General features: G+C 48.6%; 18 protein-coding genes and 1 riboswitch. Of the genes, 17 read left to right on the top strand and 1 reads right to left on the bottom strand.

The features are described from left to right. Window positions 1-96: 96 nt before the first annotated feature. The gene (locus A3848_RS23735; protein ID WP_178382067.1) at window positions 97-1641 is read right to left on the bottom strand and encodes a phospholipase D family protein; all 1545 of its coding nucleotides are present in this window, start codon (window positions 1639-1641) and stop codon (window positions 97-99) included. Between the two features lie 280 nt (window positions 1642-1921). Between A3848_RS23735 and fni the strand changes: the two genes are divergently transcribed. From fni to A3848_RS23650, 17 genes are all read left to right on the top strand, one after another. After that, window positions 1922-3049: a type 2 isopentenyl-diphosphate Delta-isomerase gene (gene fni / locus A3848_RS23730; protein WP_083612329.1), complete on the top strand. Its 1128-nt coding sequence runs from the start codon at window positions 1922-1924 to the stop codon at window positions 3047-3049. Between the two features lie 39 nt (window positions 3050-3088). Beyond that, on the top strand, window positions 3089-3559 hold the full coding sequence (locus A3848_RS23725) for a GNAT family N-acetyltransferase (protein ID WP_256702539.1): 471 nt from the start codon (window positions 3089-3091) through the stop codon (window positions 3557-3559). A 233-nt stretch (window positions 3560-3792) separates the two neighbouring features. After that, window positions 3793-4893, top strand: coding sequence for a redox-regulated ATPase YchF (gene ychF, locus A3848_RS23720; RefSeq protein WP_074087341.1), 1101 nt, complete (start codon window positions 3793-3795; stop codon window positions 4891-4893). Window positions 4894-5191: 298 nt separating this feature from the next. Then, entirely contained in the window at window positions 5192-6259 is a 1068-nt protein-coding gene (gene prfA / locus A3848_RS23715) for a peptide chain release factor 1 (protein ID WP_074087340.1), read from the top strand. Between the two features lie 4 nt (window positions 6260-6263). Then, entirely contained in the window at window positions 6264-7361 is a 1098-nt protein-coding gene (locus A3848_RS23710) for a N5-glutamine methyltransferase family protein (protein WP_083612327.1), read from the top strand. A gap of 669 nt (window positions 7362-8030) precedes the next feature. Further along, a complete protein-coding gene (locus A3848_RS23705; RefSeq protein WP_074087339.1) occupies window positions 8031-9215 on the top strand; it encodes an FtsW/RodA/SpoVE family cell cycle protein in 1185 nt (394 codons plus the stop codon). Between the two features lie 224 nt (window positions 9216-9439). Then, window positions 9440-10606 carry an FtsW/RodA/SpoVE family cell cycle protein gene (locus tag A3848_RS23700; protein ID WP_074087338.1) on the top strand — a complete coding sequence of 389 codons (1167 nt, stop codon included), beginning with the start codon at window positions 9440-9442 and terminating at the stop codon, window positions 10604-10606. A gap of 94 nt (window positions 10607-10700) precedes the next feature. After that, a complete protein-coding gene (gene spoIIR, locus A3848_RS23695) occupies window positions 10701-11459 on the top strand; it encodes a stage II sporulation protein R (protein WP_074087337.1) in 759 nt (252 codons plus the stop codon). A gap of 168 nt (window positions 11460-11627) precedes the next feature. Then, window positions 11628-12890, top strand: a complete 1263-nt coding sequence (locus A3848_RS23690; protein WP_074087446.1) for an L-threonylcarbamoyladenylate synthase — start codon at window positions 11628-11630, stop codon at window positions 12888-12890. A 145-nt stretch (window positions 12891-13035) separates the two neighbouring features. After that, window positions 13036-13608 (top strand): manganese efflux pump MntP, encoded by a 573-nt coding sequence (locus A3848_RS23685; protein ID WP_074087336.1) that lies wholly within the window; start codon window positions 13036-13038, stop codon window positions 13606-13608. 60 nt (window positions 13609-13668) lie between these two features. Then, window positions 13669-14256 carry a low molecular weight protein arginine phosphatase gene (locus tag A3848_RS23680; protein ID WP_074087335.1) on the top strand — a complete coding sequence of 196 codons (588 nt, stop codon included), beginning with the start codon at window positions 13669-13671 and terminating at the stop codon, window positions 14254-14256. A gap of 51 nt (window positions 14257-14307) precedes the next feature. Continuing rightward, window positions 14308-14390: riboswitch (ZMP/ZTP riboswitch) on the top strand. Window positions 14391-14484: 94 nt separating this feature from the next. Further along, window positions 14485-15138: a TIGR01440 family protein gene (locus tag A3848_RS23675; protein WP_074087334.1), complete on the top strand. Its 654-nt coding sequence runs from the start codon at window positions 14485-14487 to the stop codon at window positions 15136-15138. 114 nt (window positions 15139-15252) lie between these two features. Further along, window positions 15253-16503 (top strand): serine hydroxymethyltransferase, encoded by a 1251-nt coding sequence (locus A3848_RS23670; protein WP_074087445.1) that lies wholly within the window; start codon window positions 15253-15255, stop codon window positions 16501-16503. A 377-nt stretch (window positions 16504-16880) separates the two neighbouring features. After that, entirely contained in the window at window positions 16881-18578 is a 1698-nt protein-coding gene (locus tag A3848_RS23665; RefSeq protein WP_074087333.1) for an ABC transporter ATP-binding protein, read from the top strand. 31 nt (window positions 18579-18609) lie between these two features. After that, a complete protein-coding gene (locus A3848_RS23660) occupies window positions 18610-19323 on the top strand; it encodes a S8 family serine peptidase (RefSeq protein ID WP_083612325.1) in 714 nt (237 codons plus the stop codon). A 20-nt stretch (window positions 19324-19343) separates the two neighbouring features. Continuing rightward, entirely contained in the window at window positions 19344-21515 is a 2172-nt protein-coding gene (locus A3848_RS23655; RefSeq protein WP_178382066.1) for a radical SAM peptide maturase, CXXX-repeat target family, read from the top strand. Next, complete coding sequence (locus A3848_RS23650) at window positions 21508-21801, top strand: CXXX repeat peptide modification system protein (protein ID WP_074087331.1); 294 nt, start codon at window positions 21508-21510, stop codon at window positions 21799-21801. The genes A3848_RS23655 and A3848_RS23650 overlap by 8 nt, the downstream gene beginning before the upstream one ends. The last annotated feature ends 8 nt before the right edge of the window (window positions 21802-21809 follow it).

Raw genomic sequence — 21809 nt, 5'->3', positions numbered from 1 at the left:
CCAATATATAACCTGAAAAGACCGCCGGACAAGGCTGCGTACAGCTGTCCGGCGGTCTTTGGTATGGAATCAGAGAGTGTGATGCTTCTTCAGGACTTAAAAAGTAGTGAACCCCAGGTTCTTCTGCATACGGAACAGGATATATTTGATCCAGGTCACATCACTTTGGTACTCTTCAAGCGGCAGACTGTACTGTGCATCCTCGTTGCTCCACAGCCGGTTGAAGTAGCTCTCCATTTCGGCATACAGCGGTTGTTCCTTCGTCAAGCCGACCCACAGATTATTTTCCAGATTAATGTCATCCAGGTTGCGGGCTGTAAAATTGGTTGAGCCACCGAGGACTACTGACTGGCCGCTGGCTTTGGCAATGAACATCAGCTTGGTATGGTATTGTTCTGTGCCTGTATTGTACCAGCGGATGGCAATTTTTCCGCCGGTGCGCTTGTTCAGATCCATGGCCACCGGACGGTTGGGGATACCGATTTTATCGCGTCCGAAGGCGTTCTGGTTCGGATCCATCAGGAGCCGGATGTCTGCCCCCCGTGCGGATGCCTTCACCAGTTCGTCCAGAATCCTGTCATCGGCCAGATAGAACATGCCCATCCAGAGCGTGTCGTCCTTGCCGGTGGAACGGATGCCTTCGAGTGCGTATTTATAGATTTTACCTTCGGTTAAGTAACGCACCTCCAGTGGTCCGCCGGGCTTCACAGCACCCTGTCGGGAGAATACGGGCATCTTGCTGAGGATCGGCCCCGCTTCAGACAGATCGGCTGCCGCCTGCTCGCTTTTCAGGATATCGGAGATGATGGGCCCCTGCACTTCCAGCGCAATGTTGGAATGATAGGCACTGGCATCATGTACATTACCCGATGAGATCAGTGCGGTCTTCTCGCTGACTACCACTTTGCGGTGATTGGCTTTTACATTTAGCAGTTTCAGATAGGAGCGGGCCGTGATATCGGGTCCTCCGCTTGCCATCAGGTTGGGAATCCACCCTGTACCGGACTGGCCAAACCATTGAATGAAGGTCCGCCATACGGCTGAGTAGGCAGGGGTCGAATCACGCAGCGGATCAACATCAGTCAGGATGATCTTGATTCCGGCGGCTCTCATCTCTTCCAGCAGTGGATTCGGGGCAGAGCCGTAATTGGTATTGACCTCATCCGTGATGAAGACGATCTCCATATCGGGGTGGTCCGCCTGCTGTGTGACGAGTTTATCGGCCAGCTCCTGGCTTACTGCAGGAAAGTGCTGATCTTTATGGGTGTAATGATTGAACAGGAACAGATCAATCACCAAAAACTGCCTTGATTCTTCTATGATCTGCAGGATGCGGGGCAAGATCTGATCTTCGTGCTGCTCACGCCCGCTCTTGTCCGGATAGGTAAGGTCATGCCAGAAAGACACCTTGTCGACTTGGTACACAGGACTTTCGAAAGATATTCCTGCAGGAAGCGGCTTGTGGGTCTGATATATCATCAACCCCGCCAGCCAAAAAATAAGGAGTCCAAGCATCCACCAAATCCATTTGTGTCGGCGGTGGCGGGGTGACCGCTTGTGATGAAGCGGAGGGAAATTCCGGTTATTGGCATTGTTGTTATCCGTTGGCCCGGACGGAGCGGTAGAGTGGTCTGGATTCATGGGTTCCTCCTGATATGCTGCTGAATAAGCTTGTTATTAAGTATGCTCCGGCATAGTATTCAACTATTTACACCCGGAGCATTAAATTGAAGCAGATCTAATGCCTGATGCAAGGTTGCTACCGTGATTTATGAACATAGATGTGCTTTACGGATATGCGTTGCGGATATGCTATAATGGAACGTGCTGGTAAGCGCTCAACATTATGATGCTGAAAATCTCTTGCGGGAGGCAGTACCTCCCTGCATATCATAGATCGTTAGGAACGGGGGATGACAGCATGAACCAGATGCCGCAGGATGAATTATCATACAACGTAGGCAAGAAACCCGGCACAGCCCCGCAAGCTGCAAAACCTGACGGACATCAGTCTCTGCTGCCTTCATCCACAACGGGGGAACGCAAGATTGAACATGTGAGACTCTGCTTGAACGAGGAAGTTGGAGGCAGCGGCATTACATCTGGCTTCGAGCATTACCGCTTCCGCCACAATGCGCTCCCTGAGATGAATTATGATGATATATCACTGCAGACAGTCTTCCTGGAACGGGAGCTGCGTACTCCGCTGCTGATCAGCTCCATGACCGGCGGAAGCAGTTCTACAGGCGCTATTAATGCCAGGCTGGCCGAGGCAGCCGAGCGCCGGGGATGGGCGCTCGGGGTCGGCTCCATCCGGGCTGCAGTGGAACGCTCCGAGCTTGCCTCCACCTTCCAAGTCCGTGATAGAGCTCCAGGGATTCCTGTCATCGCCAACATCGGAGCGGTGCAGTTGTCCTACGGCTTTGGCGTGGATGAATGCCGCCGTGCTGTAGAGATAGCCGGTGCAGATTGGCTGGTGCTGCATCTGAACGGGATTCAGGAGGTCTTTCAGCCTGAGGGCAACACCGGATTTGCCTCCTTGCTATCGCGGATTGAGCAGGTATCCCGGGCACTTGATATCCCTGTCGGAGTCAAGGAGGTCGGTTGGGGAATTGATGGCGAAACGGCTTCCCGGCTGTATGATGCCGGTGTTGCCTTTGTCGATGTAGCGGGGGCTGGTGGAACATCATGGAGCCAGGTGGAGAAGTTCCGCAGCAGTGATCCGGTACGGCGGGCCGCTGCAGAGGCCTTCGCGGATTGGGGGATTCCCACTGCCGAATGCATTGCGGAGGTAAGAGCGGCATCGAAGCACGGTGCGCTGATCGGCAGTGGCGGGCTGAGACATGGCGTGGATGCAGCGAAAGCACTTGCGCTTGGGGCCGATCTGGCCGGCTTCGGGCGGAATCTGCTCGGTCCGGCAGTGGAATCCGAGGAGGCGCTGGACCATGCGCTGGCTCAGGTGGAGTTGGAGCTGCGGACCGCGATGTTCGGAATCGGTGCGCCTGATCTGGCTGCACTTCGCAATACTCCCCGCCTAATAAAGCATTGAAGCGATTAGAGAATACGGAACAAGGAAGGGCGCAAAACGATGATCAAACTGATTCAAATGGACGAAACCACATTTCAATTTTTCCTGAGCCAATCTACACGGGATTATGCAGAAGATAAAATAAAAGCCGGATCATGGGATACCGAGACTGCCATGCGGCTGTCCCAGGACGAGATGACCAAATCCCTGCCCGAAGGGCTCAACACCGAGGGGGCTTATATCTTTTCCATAGTAGAGACAGAGTCGGATGCCCAGGCCGGGTATATCTGGTTCAACGTGATCGAGGGACGCAGCGGGCGTGAGGCCTTTATTTATGATTTTTATGTTTTCGAACCGTTCCAGGGAAAAGGCTACGGCAAGCAGACGCTGCTTGCGCTTGATGAGGAAGCCCGTAAGCTGGACGTAACCAAAATCGGCCTGCATGTATTCGGGCAGAACAACCGTGCTTTCGAGCTGTACAAAAAAATGGGTTTTCTCATCACGGATATCACCATGTCGAAAGATCTCTAGAATAACTGGCCATGCTGGCAGGGAAGAGACCTCGGGGAGAGGTCTTTTTGGCGTTTTTATACATGAAGGTGGGGGTGGAGCTGATCACTATAAGCAGGCAGCTGCCCTTTAACGGACACATCCGCCGGAGATCCGCTGTTGCTGGCGGTTTTGTTCTAATATATAATGGTTGAGATCAAGCCCCGGAAATTATGCGGTGATCAATCCAACCGAAAATAGGAGTTGTCATATAAATGGCTTTGAAAGCAGGTATCGTAGGACTTCCGAACGTAGGGAAATCCACATTGTTCAATGCAATTACACAAGCGGGAGCAGAATCCGCCAACTATCCGTTCTGTACCATTGACCCGAACGTAGGTGTCGTGGAAGTGCCGGATGAGCGTCTGGATAAGCTGACAGAGCTGGTGCAGCCGAATAAGACGGTTCCCACGGCTTTTGAATTTGTGGATATTGCCGGTCTGGTGCGCGGTGCGAGCAAAGGCGAAGGCCTCGGCAACAAGTTCCTGGCCCACATTCGTGAAGTGGATGCGATCGTTCATGTCGTGCGCTGCTTCGTGGATGAGAACGTTACCCATGTTGATGGCAAAGTGAACCCGATCAGCGACATCCAGACGATTAACCTGGAGCTGATTCTGGCTGACCTGGAGAGTATCGAGAAACGGATCGAACGCTCCCGCAAAAACATCAAGGGCGGCGACAAGAAATACGCCCAGGAAGTTGAAGTGCTGGAGCGCGTCAAAGAAGCGCTCTATCAAGACCAACCTGCGCGCAGCGTGGAATTATCCGATGACGAGCGTCTGATCGTGCGTGATCTTCACCTGCTTACCCTGAAGCCGGTACTGTATGCGGCCAATGTAGGCGAGGATGAAGTTGCCAGTGCTGAAGAGAACCCTTACGTTCAGCAGGTACGCGAGTTTGCTGTTGCCGAGAATGCTGAAGTGGTACCGATCAGCGCCAAAGTGGAAGCGGAGATTGCCGAGCTGGAAGGCGAAGACAAGGCAATGTTCCTGGAAGAGCTGGGCCTGCAGGAATCCGGGCTGAACCGCCTGATCAAAGCAGCCTACAAACTTCTCGGACTCTACACTTACTTCACTGCAGGTGTGCAGGAGGTTCGTGCCTGGACGATCCGCAAGGGAACCAAAGCACCGGGTGCCGCAGGGGTCATTCATACAGACTTTGAACGCGGATTTATCCGTGCGGAGGTTGTAGCATACGCTGATCTGCTTGCTGCCGGTTCGATGAACGGTGCCAAGGAACGCGGACAGCTGCGTCTGGAAGGCAAAGAGTATCTGGTACAGGACGGCGATGTCATGCATTTCCGTTTCAACGTATAGGCAAGCTAATCAAGTTATAGCAGCAGGAGGAAGTCATCCGGGCAGGGTTCTACTGGCGGATGGCTTTTTTTGCATAAGACCGTAGTAAGTCAACCTGTGTGAATAACATTTCTGCTGTTTTTACATAATAAGGAGCGGATTTCTCGGGCTGCAAAAATATACGTGACCTGGTGTGCGGCACTGTAGCCAATTGGCAGGTTCGGTGGTATAATATAAAGTCGTATATCTATTTTTATTGTATCAACAATTTAAAGTTTTAATATTGAATATGAAATTGAATCAGGAGAGGTGAATTCCCTTGTTGGACCGATTGCAATCCCTGGCGGACCGCTATGAGAAACTCAGTGAACTGCTTTGTGACCCGGATGTTGCAAGCGACAGTAAGAAACTGAGGGACTATTCCAAAGAACAATCCGATTTGCAGCCCGCCTTTGAGGCGTATGCCGAATATAAAAATGTAATGGAAGAGCTTGAAGCCGCTAAGATGATGCAGGGCGAAAAGCTTGATGATGAAATGAAGGAAATGGTCAAGATGGAGATTGACGACCTTTCCTCGCGCCAGGTTGTCCTGGAGGAGAAAATCCGCCTCCTGTTACTGCCGAAGGATCCTAATGACGACAAGAACGTGATTGTGGAAATCCGCGGCGCAGCCGGTGGGGACGAGGCGGCATTGTTCGCATCTGATCTGTACCGGATGTACACCCGCTATGCCGATACCCAAGGCTGGCGCATTGAACTGATGGATGTCAATACGAATGATCTCGGCGGATTCAAGGAGGTTATCTTCCTGATTAATGGACGTGGCGCCTACAGCAAAATGAAATTCGAAAGCGGCGCACACCGTGTTCAGCGTATTCCGGCCACGGAATCAGGCGGACGTATTCATACCTCGACTTCTACGGTATCGGTGATGCCTGAAGCGGAAGAATTCGAAATTGAAATTCACGATAAGGATATTCGCGTCGATACCTTCTGTTCCAGTGGTGCAGGCGGCCAGTCGGTTAATACCACCAAGTCAGCCGTTCGCGTAACCCACATCCCTACGGGGATAATGGCTACCTGTCAGGATGGAAAATCCCAGAACTCCAACAAGGAGAAGGCATTGCAGGTCCTGCGCGCCCGGATCTCGGATATGAAACGCCAGGAAGAGGAAGCGAAGTATGCTGGAGAACGCAAGAGCAAGGTCGGCACCGGTGACCGCAGTGAGCGGATTCGTACGTATAACTTCCCGCAGAGCCGTGTAACCGATCACCGTATCGGCCTTACGCTGCACCGCCTGGAGCAGGTTATGAACGGAGATATTACAGAAATTATCTCGGCGCTGTCAATTGCCGAGCAAGCGGAATTGATGGAAAAAGGAGAATAATGCTTTGAAACACGACGCTTATGTCATGCTTAACGTGCAAAGCATCCGGGAAGCCTTTGCGGAGGCTTCTTCTTTTTTGGACCAAGCCGGGTGTAATGAGCCGCAGCGCAGCAGCCAGCTGCTGCTGGAGCATGTGCTGGGCTTGTCCGGAGCGGCCTATTATATGGCTCTGGCTGACCCGTTTCCGCTTGCGGCGCGTGAGGCCTGGGAAGCCGCAGTCACCCGCCGCGCGGCCGGTGAGCCGGTGCAGTATATCATCGGCGAGCAGGAGTTTTACGGGCGGGCATTTGAGGTGACGCCCGACGTGCTGATTCCCCGGCCCGAGACGGAGCTGCTCGTCGAGGCGATTCTGAAGTACGGCGCGGAGCTATGGCCGGACGGCCTTGTGACTGCGCCGGGCGGAGTGGCGCGGGACGTTGCGGTTGCGGGTGAAATAGCGCGGGGCAGTGCTGCGGCAGCGGGCGGAGTGGCTGCGGTTAAAGTGGCGCGGGACGGTGCATCGGCTGCGGGTGAAACAGCAGCCGATGGGGGAGTTGAGGCGGGCAGCTTGGCAGCCCGCCGGGAGAGCGGCGCGGCAGGTGCGCGCGCGCCGCGTCCGCTGACCGCCGTCGATATCGGCGCCGGCAGCGGAGCGATCTCCGTCACGCTGGCGGCGGAAGCGCCGGCGTGGCGGGTCTGCGCCGGCGACATCTCGCCCGGCGCGCTGGCCGTGGCCGGACGCAATGCGCAGCGGCACGGCACGGCACTAGACCTGCGGCTCGGCGACCTGCTCGAGCCGTTTGCGGGGATGGAGACGGATATTCTCGTCTCCAACCCGCCGTATATTCCCGGCGCGGACATCGCCGGGCTGCAGCGCGAGGTGCGCGACCATGAGCCGCGCACCGCTCTGGATGGCGGCTACGACGGGCTGGACCCGTACCGCCGCATGATGGAACAGCTGGCGCTGCTTCCGGCGCCACCGCGCCTGGTCGGCTTCGAGCTCGGCCAGGGTCAGGCCGGGCAAGTGGCCGGCCTGCTGCGGGCGGCAGGCCATTGGAACGAGATCATCACGATCGATGATCTCGCGGGCATCCCCCGCCATGTGCTGGGGATAGCGCGCTAGAACAGCCAAGTGCTATTTGCTGCCGGTGATTGCCCTTCACACGGTCAATCCACGCGCCGTACAAGGCTGCTAGGGAAGGCTGGACAAGCCGGAGACAAGACATCTCCTGTAGTTTATCTTCTGTCTGTAAGAATAGAACTTTAGGAGTATTAACTGCTGATAGTGAAGTGGAATTTCTCCACTTATCCAGCAGGTATCCCTCTCAAGGCGACAGTTAGTGGGAATTCCTCCACTTATTTTGGATGAATCAAGGCTATTCACTCTAAATATCCAGATTAATTCTACTTATTCCCACTAATGACGTTACGGAAGCCGATTACCGCTAATTTAGTTTTACTTTTTCCACTATATAGAGTGAACTTAAGAATCTTACCTTGCAATTCGGTGAATCCCCGGGATAAAAAAGGGAGGGCCGTGCCGCTGCAGCTAAATTTAGCTTATATAAACTATTAAGTGCGGTGAAAGTAAGGCATTCGTGTTACCTGTTACCAGATATGTTACGTTCTCATATGAACTAACTCTATGGGTTGGGCGGACATCCGCTCAGTGGAGCAGAACGATCCTCGTGTGAAATTGTATTTTTGCTGCCCCTTCCTTTACAATAGAATGGACGGGCCTTCGGTGCAGACAGGAATTCAGAAGACCCAGTACGGAGTAAGGAGACAGAATATGCTTCAGAAGATTAAAAAGATCGACGGTGTCATTGTAATCATTCTATTGCTGCTGATGGTCGTCAGCATTTTTTCCATATACAGCGTCACGCATGGGCGGGATAAGCTGGATGGGGCACATCTCCGGATGATCAAGTTCTATGTACTGGGCATCATCGCTTTTATCGGCCTGACTTTTGTGGATTATCGTTTGCTCGTGAAATATGCACTCTATGTGTATATCGCGGGAATAGGGATTCTGGTGCTGGTCAGCTTCATCGGCAAGGAGCAGAACGGAGCCCAGGGCTGGATTAAGCTCGGAGGGTTCAGCCTTCAGCCGGCGGAGCTCTTTAAGCTGATTTTGATTCTCTTTCTGGCGGCCATGCTTGTACGTAAGCGCAAAAACAAGCTGCTGTTCTGGCGGGATGTCGTTCCGTTGGGACTGCTCACCATACTGCCGTTCCTGATCGTCATCAGCCAGAATGACCTCGGTAATGCCCTTTCCTATATCATCATCCTGATCGGCCTGCTATGGATCGGCAATATCAAGTTCACCCATGCGCTGATCGGATTGCTGGTGATAGGCGGGATGGCAGCCGGGGGGATTATAAGCTACATTCACTACCATGATGAAATCAAGGGTTTTCTTACCGATATCGGACGCTCCCACTGGGTGGAGCGCTTTGATCCGTGGCTGGTCCCTAATGAAGCGACTGCCAAAGCAAGCTATCATACCAAAAATGCCAAGCTGGCCATCGCCTCAGGAGGCATGAGCGGTGAGGGGTACATGAAGGGCAGCTCCGTGCAGACGGACCGGGTGCCTTACACCTATTCCGATTCCATTTTTGTGCAGATTGCCGAGGAATTCGGCTTCGTTGGCTCGGCGCTGGTACTGCTGCTCTATTTTATACTGATTCACCGGATGATTCTGATAGCGCTGGAGTGCAAGGACCGGGGCGGGCCCTTCCTGATTGTAGGCATTGTCGCCATGATGCTGTACCAGATCTTCGAGAATATTGGTGCTTTTATCGGCTTGATGCCGCTGACCGGTATTACTCTGCCGTTCATTAGCTACGGGGGAACCTCACTGATGATCAATATGGCCAGCATCGGCCTGGTCATGAGTGTCCGCCTGCATGGTCAGGAAGTGGAAGAGGATCTGCCGAATCCGTCTTTATATGCCTCTCCTGCGAAGCAGGGATAGCTGTTTGAAAGATATACATGAAACCGCTGAAGCCCATCTGATGACGGGCTCCGGCGGTTTTTTATATTGCAGTGATGGTCTTGATGCCACACCAGGGATTGTATGGACGGCTTCTAAAAATTGTATTTGTATTGCAGCATGCTTTAAAATGGAAATTAACGGGTTTCTTCTGAATGAGTGCTCCAGCGGGAAACCGATTCCATGTACAGTTAGGGGCTAGCTCCATGCTGCAGAGGTTCAAAAAGATCGATGGTGTCATCGTCGTTGTTCTGCTTATGCTGATGGTCATCAGTATTTTATCGATATATAGTGTCACGCACGGACGAGATGACGACGGGCTGCACATTCAGATGCTGAAGTGGTACGGGCTGGGCTTTGTTGTGTTCTTCGGATTGTCCCTGTTTGATTATCGTCTTCTGGTCAAATATGCACATTATATCTATATGCTGGGCGTAGTGATTCTGGTGGTGGTCAGCTTTTTTGGGACGGTAAAGTACGGTGCACGGGGCTGGCTGGAGGTAGGGGGATTAAGTGTTCAGCCGGCGGAGCTGTTCAAGCTGATTCTAATCCTCGCGCTGGCTGCACTGCTGGTCCGCAAAAATAAAAATGAGCTTCAGTTCTGGCGGGATGTCGTGCCGCTCAGTATGATTGCGCTGCTGCCGTTTGTGATCGTCATCAGCCAGAACGACCTGGGCAACGCGCTAAGCTATATGGTCATCCTGCTCGGTCTGCTGTGGATTGGCCGGATTAAATGGTCTCATGCGCTGATTGGACTGATTGTTGGGGGCGTTGCGGTGGGAGGGTTTATTTTCAGCTACATTAACTATCATGAGCAGATGACCCATTTCCTCAGTGATACTATTGGCCGCAAGCACTTTGTGGCCCGCTTCGACCCCTGGCTGGTGCCAGAGCTGGCAAGCAGCGACGACAGCTATCAGACGCGCAATGCCAAAATAGCCATTGCCTCAGGCGGGCTCAGCGGGGAAGGCTATATGAAGGGCGGTTCGGTACAGTCTGGTAAAATACCAGTGTTGTATACTGATGCGATCTTTGCCCAGATTGCCGAGGAGTTCGGTTTCGTGGGAGCGGCACTGCTATTGCTGCTGTTTTTTATTCTCATCCACCGGATGATTCTGATCGCTCTGGAATGCAGAGACCGCGCCGGACCTTATCTGATCATCGGGATTGTAGCCATGCTGCTGTATCAGATTCTTGAGAACATCGGCGCGTACATCGGCCTAATGCCGCTAACCGGAATAACGCTGCCGTTCATCAGCTATGGCGGGACCTCTGTATTAATTAATATGGCCAGTATGGGCATTGCGATGAGTGTGCTGCTGTATGGCCAGGATGTAGAGGAAGACCTGCCAGCGCCGGTAGTACATTTCTGAAACCTGTATAATTCATAGATTGATAGGTTTGCAGACTCTCCTTCCCGGGCATACTGGGGACATAAGCGTTTTTGAGGGAGAGGGGCTGCTGGAGATGGAACGGAACAAGACTGGAAAACAGGATTCGCTACGGGTAACTTTTAAGTATACTGCCATTTTAATTTGTTTTTTTATGGTTCTTATGATGGCCTGGGAAGGACAAAAAACCGATGCGGCTGTAGCGGAGATGTCCATTCCGCAGGATTCGATCCGGCTGCGCATTCTGGCGAATTCGGATGCGGCGGGTGATCAGCTCGTCAAACGCCAGATCCGCGACAGTGTAGTCGACCAGATGAACCAGTGGGTGGCTCTGCTGGAAGATCCGCAGAGTCTGGAACAGGCCCGGACGCTGATCCGGAGCCATTTGCCGGAACTGAATGCATTGGTGGCTCGGGAGCTGAATAAGCGGGGGATAGAATATGGCTATAACGTAGAGCTGGGTGTCGTCCCGTTTCCGACCAAAATGTACGGCGGCAAGGTCTATCCGGCCGGAGAGTATGAAGCGGTGCGCATCACGCTGGGCGCCGGCAAGGGACAGAACTGGTGGTGCGTGCTGTTTCCGCCGCTGTGCTTCATCGATGCAGGGTCCGGGGATGCAGCGGCACCTGCCGCGGCCAAAGCTAAGACCGCCTCGGCCGCAGCAGCTGGAGAGGGAGCCAAAGTGAAGACAGCGGATCAAGGGGCGGTAACCACAGCTTCTGTGAATACAACGGTATCCGCTGCAAGCGCGGAAGCGGAAACGCCGAAGGTGCGGTTCTTCTTCTGGGAGCTGCTGGAGAAGTTATGGAGTTGGATCAGCGGATTATTCAGCTGAGATTATATGAATCTATAACGGCCTATGTTACGATATAGTGTGAACTGAATCAGATTTCCTGCGGCGCCACCTGGTGGGGCCGCTTTTGTTGAACTTATAAGAGTTTATATATAAGGCTTTACATGCTGAGGCTATAAAGTCACCCTATGTAGAAAGCTTGTGATGAAAATGAAAAAACCTCAAGATTCCTCGTTTGCGGTCCAGCGCCGCAGCGGCCATATCGAATCTACCCGCTATTGGAAGCTGTCTCCGGCAGAACCAATGGGTACGGATTGCGCTCCTTATCCGCAGAGCACGGCAGACCGGGAAGCCATTGAAGAGGCAGCAGCTCTGCTGCGAGAAGGAAGTACCGTCGCGTTCCCGACCGAGACGGTGTACGGACTGGGGGCGGACGCGCGCAGCACGGCTGCAGTAGAAGCGGTTTTTGCCGCAAAGGGGCGGCCTTCCGACAATCCGCTGATCGTGCACATTGCCGAGCGGAGCGAATTGGACGGGCTGGTGACAGAGGTACACCCTTCCGCGGCCGCGCTGATCGATGCTTTTTGGCCGGGTCCGCTAACTGTTGTGCTGCCGGTCCTGCCAGGCGTGCTGTCCCCACTGGTGACAGCGGGTCTGGATACAGTCGGCGTGCGCATGCCGGATCATCCGCTCGCGCTGGCGTTGATCCGCGCAGCAGGCTGCCCGGTGGCTGCGCCCAGCGCCAACCGCTCCGGGCGGCCGAGTCCAACGCTGGCCGCCCATGTGCTGGAGGACCTCGCCGGATACATCGGCGGAGTGCTTGACGGCGGCGCGGCCGGTGTCGGCCTGGAGTCGACCGTCGTGCAGGTGCAGCCGGACGGGACGGCCGCCGTGCTGCGTCCCGGCGGCATCACCGCCGAGCAGCTCGCGGCGGTGCTTGGTCCCGGGGCCGTTACCCCGGCCCCTGCCCCTGCCGTGGACGTTGCCGCCGGGGCCCCCGGCCCGTCCACGGACCCTGCGGAAGCGCCTGCGGTCGCTTCCGGATATTCCCCCGGCGCGGCGCATGCCGCCGGGGACAATAGCCCGGCTCCGCGCGCGCCGGGCATGAAGTACACGCACTACGCCCCGCGCGGAGCGCTTGGCGTAGTGCGCGGGGCTTCCGCGCAGCGCGTGGCGGAAGCCGCTGCGGATCTGCTGCAGGCGGCGCAGCGCGCCGGCGAGATCACGGGCCTGCTCCTCTTCGAGGAGCATAGGGCCCTGTATCCCGCCAACGCGGCCGCCTGCGTGGTGTCCCTCGGCTCGCTGGCCTCGCCGGAGGAAGGGGCGCGCTCCCTGTATGCCGCGCTGCGGCGCTTCGATGAAGCGGGAGCGACTTACATTCTGGCCGAGGCCTGCCCGGATACCGGCCTCGGCTTAGCCATCATGAACCGGCTGATGAAAGCCGCCGGCGGAACCGTCGTCGACGCGGGATAACCCTCGGGTGGCTTCATTGCCGTATACCCTGACTGTTAAAGTTCCTATGTTGTACTCTCCGTGCGAACAGCGTGCTACAGTCATGAATCCCCCCTTGTCCGCATATGGTTGTGGTACAAGACTTTCGGACTTTGGGGGTATGGGCATGGACATAGGGGGAGTATATGCTGGCTGGGGCCAGATAGTGACGATAGCCATTATGGCAATCGCACTGGGGATGGACGCTTTTTCACTCGGTGTAGGCATCGGGATGAAGGGCATCCGTCTTTTGCATGTGCTGCAGCTCAGTCTCTTGATTGCTTTTTTTCATGTGCTGATGCCCCTGCTTGGGTTGTTCACCGGCAGCTATGTGGGACATTTCCTAGGACAAGTTACCACCTATGCAGCCGGAGGGCTGTTGGTACTGCTCGGCGGACACATGGTATTCAATTCCTTTCGGACAGAGCATACCCGGAGTAATCCTGTGGATCACCGCAATTTCTGGGGGATGCTGCTGATTTCGCTCAGTGTGAGTATAGATTCATTTTCGGTAGGGGTTTCCCTTGGGATGTTTGTGAATAGCATAGTGTTAACCGTGCTCGCCTTTGGGGCCTGCGGGGGTCTGATGTCGATTTCCGGCCTGCTGCTGGGAAGGAGAGTCAGCCGTGGACTTGGTGATTACGGGGAGGCGCTGGGCGGGGGAATCCTGCTTGCGTTTGGCTTACTGTTCATCTTTTGATACAATAACGGCACAACAATATTCTATAACTCAATTTATTTGTTGATGGAGGTGGAAAGTATGCTGCATATTTTATTCGTCTGCACAGGAAATACGTGCCGTAGTCCTATGGCTGAGGGGCTTCTCCGGAAGCTTGCGAAGGAGCGGGGAATCGACGTGGAAGTGCGGTCTGCAGGCGTTTCCGCCATTTCCGGTACTTCCATATCCAGACATGCCGCGGCGATTCTGCGGGACGAAGGAGTCCATGATCATATCCAGTCCACGCAGTTGAGCGGAGAGACAGTAGCCTGGGCAGATTTGGTACTTACCCTCACGGGAGGCCACAAACGCCATTTGCTGCAGTATTTTCCAGAGGCTGTTGCGAAGACATATACGCTAAAAGAATATGTCTACGATGAAGAAGCCGTGAACGCAGATATCTTCGAGCTGGATAGCCTATATGCGGATGCCGAGCTTAGTCTTGCACTGGGAAAAGAGCCGAAATCCGCTGATTTGCAGCGGATCATCGAAATCCGCCAACGGATTCCAAGCTTTGATATTTCCGATCCTTTTGGAGGTCCCAGGGAAGATTACGAGCTGGCCGCTGCTGAGATCCGTACAGCACTGTACAGTCTTCTGGATAAACTGGAGTCCTTACGCCGCTTGTAATGGTGGTTGATTTTTTGCAGCCATTCCTTTAAAATAAAATTAAATATTATCCGGTTCCGGTGTAACTGGCGACAGATGTGGATCAAACCACGATGGAGCACTGGAATAAACGGCCGGTCGCCTGGGCAAAAGAGCACATCCGCAGTAGGTTGCGGACTGCTCTTTTTTGTTTAAAATGCAGGACTGCAGTTAAGTTCAGTTTCTACTTGCTTGAGGGAGGCAGAAGTGATGAATCAAGTCATGAAGCAGGACTCACGGGCGAATCCGGCATCCGGCTATCAATCCGGTGATGCCGGTCAACCGGCGGGAGCAGAGCTTTCTTTAACGGCTGCAACCGCTGCTGTAGTACGGGAGCTGTCAGAAGCCGGAAATCTGGGACCCGGTAAAATCCTAGTCGTTGGTGCAAGCACAAGCGAGGTAGCCGGGGTCCGTATTGGTACCGGTGGTGCGCTGGAAGTGGCGCAGCAGCTGCTAGAGGGGATTGTTCAGGTCGCTGGGGAGAAGGGATTTCATCCGGTATACCAGTGCTGCGAGCATTTGAACCGCTCGCTGGTCATGGAGCGTTCATTGCTGGAGAAGCTGGGGCTTAGGGAAGTATCGGCTGTGCCGATACCGGGAGCCGGCGGTTCTATGGCTGCGGCTGCTTATCGTTCGATGGCCGATCCGGTCCTTGCGGAAACGGTGGAAGCCCATGCAGGCATTGATATTGGCGAGACGCTGATCGGCATGCACTTGCGCCGGGTGGCGGTGCCTTTCCGGCCAAGCTTGCGTTATATTGGTTCGGCCCGGGTGAATGCAGCCTGGAGCAGACCTCCGCTGATCGGCGGGGAACGTGCGGTTTACCGTACTCCCGAGACCAGCGGAACAGGCAATTGCGATTAGTACGCCTGAAATCTTTAAATAGTGGACAGACAGATTCATTTTGCCGGCATGCCACTGAATATGGAGTTTGACTTTACACAACATAAACTAAAGAGCACTAGGGAGGAAATAAGAATCATGGAACAATTGCGTAAGAGTGACCCTGCAGTACTGGAAGCGATGGGACTGGAACTGAGCCGTCAGCGTGCCAACATTGAGCTTATTGCCTCGGAGAATATCGTCAGCGAAGCCGTAATGGAAGCGATGGGTTCTGTGCTCACGAATAAATATGCCGAAGGTTACCCCGGCAAACGGTATTATGGCGGTTGTGAAGATGTGGATATCGTAGAGAATCTGGCCCGTGACCGTGCCAAGCAGCTCTTCGGTGCCGATCATGCCAATGTACAGCCGCACTCCGGTGCCCAAGCTAATATGGCGGTATATCTTGCTGCGCTGAATCCCGGCGATACCGTTCTGGGGATGAACCTGGCGCATGGCGGCCACCTGACACACGGCAGCCCTGTGAATGCTTCCGGCCTTTTGTATAATTTTGTGGCTTATGGTGTGCAGGAAGATACCTTCCTGATTGATTATGATGAAGTACGCAAGGCTGCATTCAAACACCGTCCGAAATTGATTGTTGCCGGAGCAAGCGCGTATCCCCGTACGATCGATTTTGAAGCCCTGGGCTCTATAGCGAACGATGTAGGCGCGTTGTTCATGGTGGATATGGCCCATATCGCCGGACTGGTGGCGGCCGGTCTTCACCCAAGTCCCGTTCCGCATGCCCATTTTGTAACCACAACCACGCACAAAACCCTGCGCGGTCCCCGCGGAGGTATGATTCTCTGCAGACAGCCTTGGGCAGCGGCGATCGATAAGGCCGTATTCCCGGGCTCGCAAGGCGGACCACTGATGCATGTGATTGCTTCCAAGGCTGTTTCCTTTGGTGAAGCTCTTCAGCCTTCATTCAAAACCTACGCCGAGAATGTGGTAAAGAACGCCAAGGTGCTGGCAGAAACATTGATTGGTGAGGGAGTTAACATTGTATCCGGCGGAACTGACAACCACTTGATGCTGCTTGATACCCGCAATCTCAATATCACTGGCAAGGATGCAGAGAAGGTTCTCGATTCTATCGGTATCACGGTTAATAAGAATGCTATTCCGTTTGATCCTACCAGCCCTTTTGTGACAAGCGGAATCCGTATTGGTACACCTGCAGTCACCTCGCGCGGAATGGACGAGCAGGCGATGGTTACCATTGGCCGCATTATTGCCAACGTATTGAAGAATCCTGCTGATGAAGGTAACCTCTCTGAGGCTGCCCGTGAAGTCGCTGCACTGACTGAGCAATACCCAATCTATCCAGGTCTTCAATACTAGTTGGATCGGGTCTAGTGTATCAGCTTCTTATGCATATAATCGTCATTTTGATATTTTCCATTGAGATAGCCTGGATATGATAAAGTGGCTTTGATTTTACTGGGTTATTTTTAATAGTGGGAAATGTATACACCCGAATAATATAGCTTAGGACCCTTTCCTCTAATCGTTTATCTGGTTAGCATTTGGAAATGGTCCTTTTTTTATAAAAATGGATTATTATCTCGAATTTGTGGTTATGAAGGTAGAATGAAAGTTAGCTTTGAGTCAAATTTGATTCACAGTATCGTAACAGAATTAAATCTAATTGCATAGCTATAATGGATAAATAAGGTTATAGTTGGATTATAAAGTATTATTTATTATGGAGGTGGAAAATGAGTAAGGTAACTAATTTTATAATCACTTTTAAAAAAATCAATATATACATAAGGAAATATAAAATAACTTATTATATGAATTTAGTACTGGTTATTTTTTCAGTTGCATTAAATTTAGCCCAACCATTAATTTGGGCCAAGGCCATAGTCACTATATTTAATGGCCAATTAGCAGACTTATTCAGATACTGTCTTTATATGGTCCTATTTTACTTTCTTCAAGCATTGGTCAATTATGTACAAGCGTTAACTGCTTCTTATCTTAATGAGCAAATTACTTATGATTTGAAAAGTGAATTATATCACAAAGTAATGAACTTACCAATAATGGTATTTGATAATACTCCGGTAGGTGAATTGATATCAAGATTGCAGTATGACCCTGAAGTTGTGGCGGATATTGTAATAAATAAATTCACTTCCCTAATGGTGAATATTTTAAAATTTTTGGTTGTTATAATTATTATGCTTTATTTACATATTGAACTCACCTTGATTACCTTAGCACTAGTTCCATTTTCAATAGCCTTATTTTTCTATTCAGGTAAACTTGTTAGAAAACAGATGATGGCGATTTCAGTTTTAAAGGATAAATTCTTTGCTCATATCCAAGAATCATTTACGGGGATTAAAACTATTGTTGGCTTAAATATTAAAGAAGTTAGGATACGGGAGTTTGAAAGTATACTAAATGTTCTAAAAAAGAAAAGTATTACTGCTCGCAACTATTCTGCCTTGTCGCAAAACATTTCTCAATTTTTAATGTTTTGCACGCAAGTTTCAATTATCTTTGTAGGCTCCTTGTTTGTTTTAAAATATAAAACGCTTGATCTTGCATTTTTTCTAGCTTTTAATAATTATTCTTCTCAATTTACATCTTCGGTTATGGAGATTGTAGGGTTAAATTCCAACGTGCAACAAATGATAGTTTCTATTCAACGAATATTACATATGCAAGGTAACCTTGACTATAAAGTAGAGATAGCAGGAACTGTTCACATGAATTTGAAGGGGAAAGTGGAATTTCAAAATGTAAACTTTGCCTATGATATAAGAAATCCTGTTCTTAAAAATATAAATGTTGAAATATACCCCAATACAATGAATGTTATTATTGGGCCAAGTGGTGGAGGAAAGACAACATTTCTGAATTTACTCCTGCGCTTTTACCAACCATCCACTGGCTCAATATTAATTGATGATATTGATATAAATGAATTTAGCATATTGACAATAGGCGGTGGGATTTCGATAGTAGCACAAGATTCATTCTTCTTTAATGACACAATTATAAATAATTTGTTATTGGTAAATAGTGAAGCGTCGTTAGAGGACGTATACGAGAGTTGTAGACAAGCATATATACATGATTTCATAATTACGCTTCCTGAGGGATATTCAACCGTTATAGGAGACGGTGGTTCAAACTTATCAGGGGGACAGAGACAAAGACTTGCGGTCGCAAGGGCACTTTTGAAAAAGTCTAGGATATTACTATTTGATGAGCCTACCTCGTCATTAGATAGAGAATCACAAAAGTTTATTGATGAAATAATACATAGCCTTTCAAAAGAACATACAGTAATTGTCATAACTCATGATTATTCAAGTTTACAGAACGCTGATCGTATTTTTTATATCAATAATGGAGAAATAGCAGAAAATAATGTAAAAAGAACGATAACTTGTATTTAGCAACACTCTTGCTTAAGTAAGGAGGAAGTATGTGATTAACAAAGATAATGATCGTAAAAATATTATTATTTCAATAATTGATAGTGGAATTGATATAAATAAATTAAATTTGGATTGTTATGTACTTGAATCTATAAACTATTGGATTAATGAGAGAGGTCATGTGAATTTTGAATATTTCAATAAATGTTCAAATGATCATGGTACGATTATTGCGCTCGTAATCAAGTATATGCATGAAAATGTGAGATTTATTAGTCATAATATTCTTGACGAAAATTTAAAATCGGATGGTCGAATCCTAATTTCAGCATTAGAACATGCGATCGAAGACAACCCGGATATCATTCATATGAGTTTAGGAACAAATAAAATAAGATACTACATGCCTTTAAAAAAACTAATACGAAAAGCCAAGAAAAAAGGAATTATTATAGTTTCTGCAGCATCGAATACAGGAAATATCTCATTTCCTTCAATTTTTAAGGGAGTTGTCTCTGTGAAAGGAGACGGGGCTATTAATTTCTCCGAATATGAATACCGAATGGGATATTTCGTTGCATCCAATAATGTGGTGCATATACCCAATATAAATCACATAAACAACTACGAATACTATATAGGAACTAGTATGGCAGCGGCGTATATAACGGGTCAAATAGCAAAGATAAAAAGTAAAGGGAGGGATAATTATAACGTAGAGACCATTTATACTTTGTTGAAACTCGGAATAAGAATAATATAGACAAAATGGAGGTATTTATGATGAATGCTATATCTTATCAAATGGGGGAATTTACAAAAGACTGGAGAGACAACGAAGCTCAAGTGATAACTTTTTGTATAACTGAGGATTGTAACCTTGCATGTAAGTATTGTTATATTGTGGGGAAAAACACAACAAATAAAATGAGCTTTGAAATTGCTCGTGATGCGGTAGATTTTATATTAAAAAATTCAGATGATTTTAAACGTGAAGCAGTTATATGGGAATTCATAGGGGGCGAACCTTTCCTGGAAATTGATCTTATTGATAGAATCTGCGATTACATTAAAGTTCAAATGTATACTTTAGATCATCCCTGGTTTGGAAATTATAGATTTAGTTTTTCATCTAATGGTATATATTATTCAACTCAGAAAGTGCAGAATTTTATAAAGAAGAATCACCATAAAGTGAGTATTGGAATAAGCGTTGATGGAAATCAAACAAAACATGATTTGCAACGAATATTTCCGGATGGAAGTGGATCGTATGATTTAGTAGTGAATAGTGTGCCTTTATGGCAAGAACAGTTCCCTAATACTCATACCAAAGCAACTTTTTCACATGAAGACCTTCCGCATTTAATGGACAGTGTAATAAGTTTATGGAATCTAGGGATAAAAGATGTATCTGCTAACATTATTTATGAAGATGTCTGGCATGAAGGAGATAATTTAGTTTTTGAAGAACAGTTAAAAAAACTAGCAGATTATATAATAGAAAACGATCTTTGGATCGATCATAAGATTAGATTCTTTCAAAAGGGGTCCTTTGGATTACCCTTTTCTGAAGAAGATCTGAATTCCACTTATTGTGGTGCTGGGAAAATGGTGGCAATTGACTATCAGGGGAAGCTCTATCCTTGCTTGCGTTTTGTTGATTATTCATTAAATAAAAGGGATGGATATTCAGTTGGAGATATATACTCTGGATTTAATAGGGATAAATTAAGACCCTTTGAGCTTCTAACAATAAGAAATCAAAGTCCAAAAGAATGCATTGAATGTAATGTTGCTAGTGGTTGTTCTTGGTGTGTTGGAAACAATTACGATGTAGCTGATTCAGGTACGCTATTTAAAAGAACTACATTTAATTGTGAGATGCATAAAGCAAATTGTCGAGCTAATGATTATTTCTGGAGTGAGTTTGAAAAAAAGACTGGTATGACTGTAGATAGAAAAAAAGGAAGGTTACATAATACAAGACAGAACTATCTTCAAATCATTCTTTCAACAGACGCTTCGTTTAATTGTTTAGCACCAAGAAAATTTAAAGAGTTTACCTATATGAATGATGATGTTTTCTTTGCAGGTTTAGAGTTTTGTGAAAAAAATAATTATATTCCAGTATTTATAGGTGAAATTCCGTCTAGTCAATCAAATAGGAACGCTTTAAGAGTTGAGAATCTTCATAATTCTGAAAGTCCAGAAAACTCAATTATAGTATTTGATCATAATATCAATCAAATAGATAAAGTTGATGCTGTTAAGAGTGATAATTGTATTCTCGTCATAAGTAGAAGTGAGATAAATGAATTAGCTCAATTAATAGAAAAGATATACTTGAAATTTTCTAGAATAAACCTTGTCATTTCTGACCTAGAAGAATGGAGTCCAAATGATTTGGATTCTTATGACAAGCAATTAAAAGAATTATCAAAAATTATACTGTCGAGTTATTTTGAGAATGAAAGTCCTTTAGAATTGAACGTACTCACCGATATATTAGATTTAAATAAAATGTCTAACTGTGATGCAGGTGAGCATACGTTTACCCTTGCTCCTAACGGGAAGTTTTATACTTGTGCGGCTTTTTATTTTGAAAATGAGAGTGATTCTATCGGTGATCTTACAACTGGGATAGATATAAAAGATAAAGACATGTTGAGTGTCGAAAAATCACCTCTTTGCAACTCATGTGATTCCTATCACTGCAAAAGATGTAAATATTTAAATAAGAAACTCACGTCTCAGATCAATATCCCTTCAAAAGTTCAATGTGTAATTAGTCATATTGAACGAAAAAATTCCTATAAACTCAGATTGGAAATAAATAAAAGTGGCTTTGTAGTAAATAATAATTTCGAGGATAATAACTATTTAGACCCACTTGAAGTGATAATTTCCAAAAGAGAAAATTTTAAATTTAAGGAGAGTGAAGTTAATGTCTAACGAAAAAGTAGGCGAAGTTTCAGAACAGGAGAAAAATGAAATATTGAATCTTTATGAAAGAAAGACTGCCCTTCAAGAATTATTTTCCTCATTGCCATGTTCAAATAGTGATATTGGGGAAATAGAATTGGTTTATGAAAAGATCGTAGCCGATTTAGGTAAAACGTCAGTTAAACTTGAAAACTGGTGGAGTGAAAAGGCTCGTAAGTATATATGGAAATCATCTGTTAATGGAAGTTGGACAATAGACTTTAATACTAACGAAATTTATCTGATTGAAAATTGAATAAAAGA

Origin of the sequence: Paenibacillus sp. P32E (assembly GCF_001909085.1) — a bacterium.
GTDB classification, from domain to species: domain Bacteria; phylum Bacillota; class Bacilli; order Paenibacillales; family Paenibacillaceae; genus Paenibacillus_AQ; species Paenibacillus_AQ helianthi.
The sequence above is the reverse complement of the archived record's forward strand: the minus strand, read 5'-3'. Positions and strand labels throughout refer to the sequence as shown.

What these genes read in the sequence shown, in the direction of transcription:
- A3848_RS23735 (WP_178382067.1), bottom strand. Translation starts at nt 1,641, where the DNA reads ATGAATCCAGACCACTCTACCGCTCCGTCCGGGCCAACGGATAACAAC.
- fni (WP_083612329.1), top strand. Translation starts at nt 1,922, where the DNA reads ATGAACCAGATGCCGCAGGATGAATTATCATACAACGTAGGCAAGAAA.
- A3848_RS23725 (WP_256702539.1), top strand. Translation starts at nt 3,089, where the DNA reads ATGATCAAACTGATTCAAATGGACGAAACCACATTTCAATTTTTCCTG.
- ychF (WP_074087341.1), top strand. Translation starts at nt 3,793, where the DNA reads ATGGCTTTGAAAGCAGGTATCGTAGGACTTCCGAACGTAGGGAAATCC.
- A3848_RS23705 (WP_074087339.1), top strand. Translation starts at nt 8,031, where the DNA reads ATGCTTCAGAAGATTAAAAAGATCGACGGTGTCATTGTAATCATTCTA.
- A3848_RS23700 (WP_074087338.1), top strand. Translation starts at nt 9,440, where the DNA reads ATGCTGCAGAGGTTCAAAAAGATCGATGGTGTCATCGTCGTTGTTCTG.
- spoIIR (WP_074087337.1), top strand. Translation starts at nt 10,701, where the DNA reads ATGGAACGGAACAAGACTGGAAAACAGGATTCGCTACGGGTAACTTTT.
- A3848_RS23690 (WP_074087446.1), top strand. Translation starts at nt 11,628, where the DNA reads ATGAAAAAACCTCAAGATTCCTCGTTTGCGGTCCAGCGCCGCAGCGGC.
- A3848_RS23685 (WP_074087336.1), top strand. Translation starts at nt 13,036, where the DNA reads ATGGACATAGGGGGAGTATATGCTGGCTGGGGCCAGATAGTGACGATA.
- A3848_RS23680 (WP_074087335.1), top strand. Translation starts at nt 13,669, where the DNA reads ATGCTGCATATTTTATTCGTCTGCACAGGAAATACGTGCCGTAGTCCT.
- A3848_RS23675 (WP_074087334.1), top strand. Translation starts at nt 14,485, where the DNA reads ATGAATCAAGTCATGAAGCAGGACTCACGGGCGAATCCGGCATCCGGC.
- A3848_RS23665 (WP_074087333.1), top strand. Translation starts at nt 16,881, where the DNA reads ATGAGTAAGGTAACTAATTTTATAATCACTTTTAAAAAAATCAATATA.
- A3848_RS23655 (WP_178382066.1), top strand. Translation starts at nt 19,344, where the DNA reads ATGAATGCTATATCTTATCAAATGGGGGAATTTACAAAAGACTGGAGA.
- A3848_RS23650 (WP_074087331.1), top strand. Translation starts at nt 21,508, where the DNA reads ATGTCTAACGAAAAAGTAGGCGAAGTTTCAGAACAGGAGAAAAATGAA.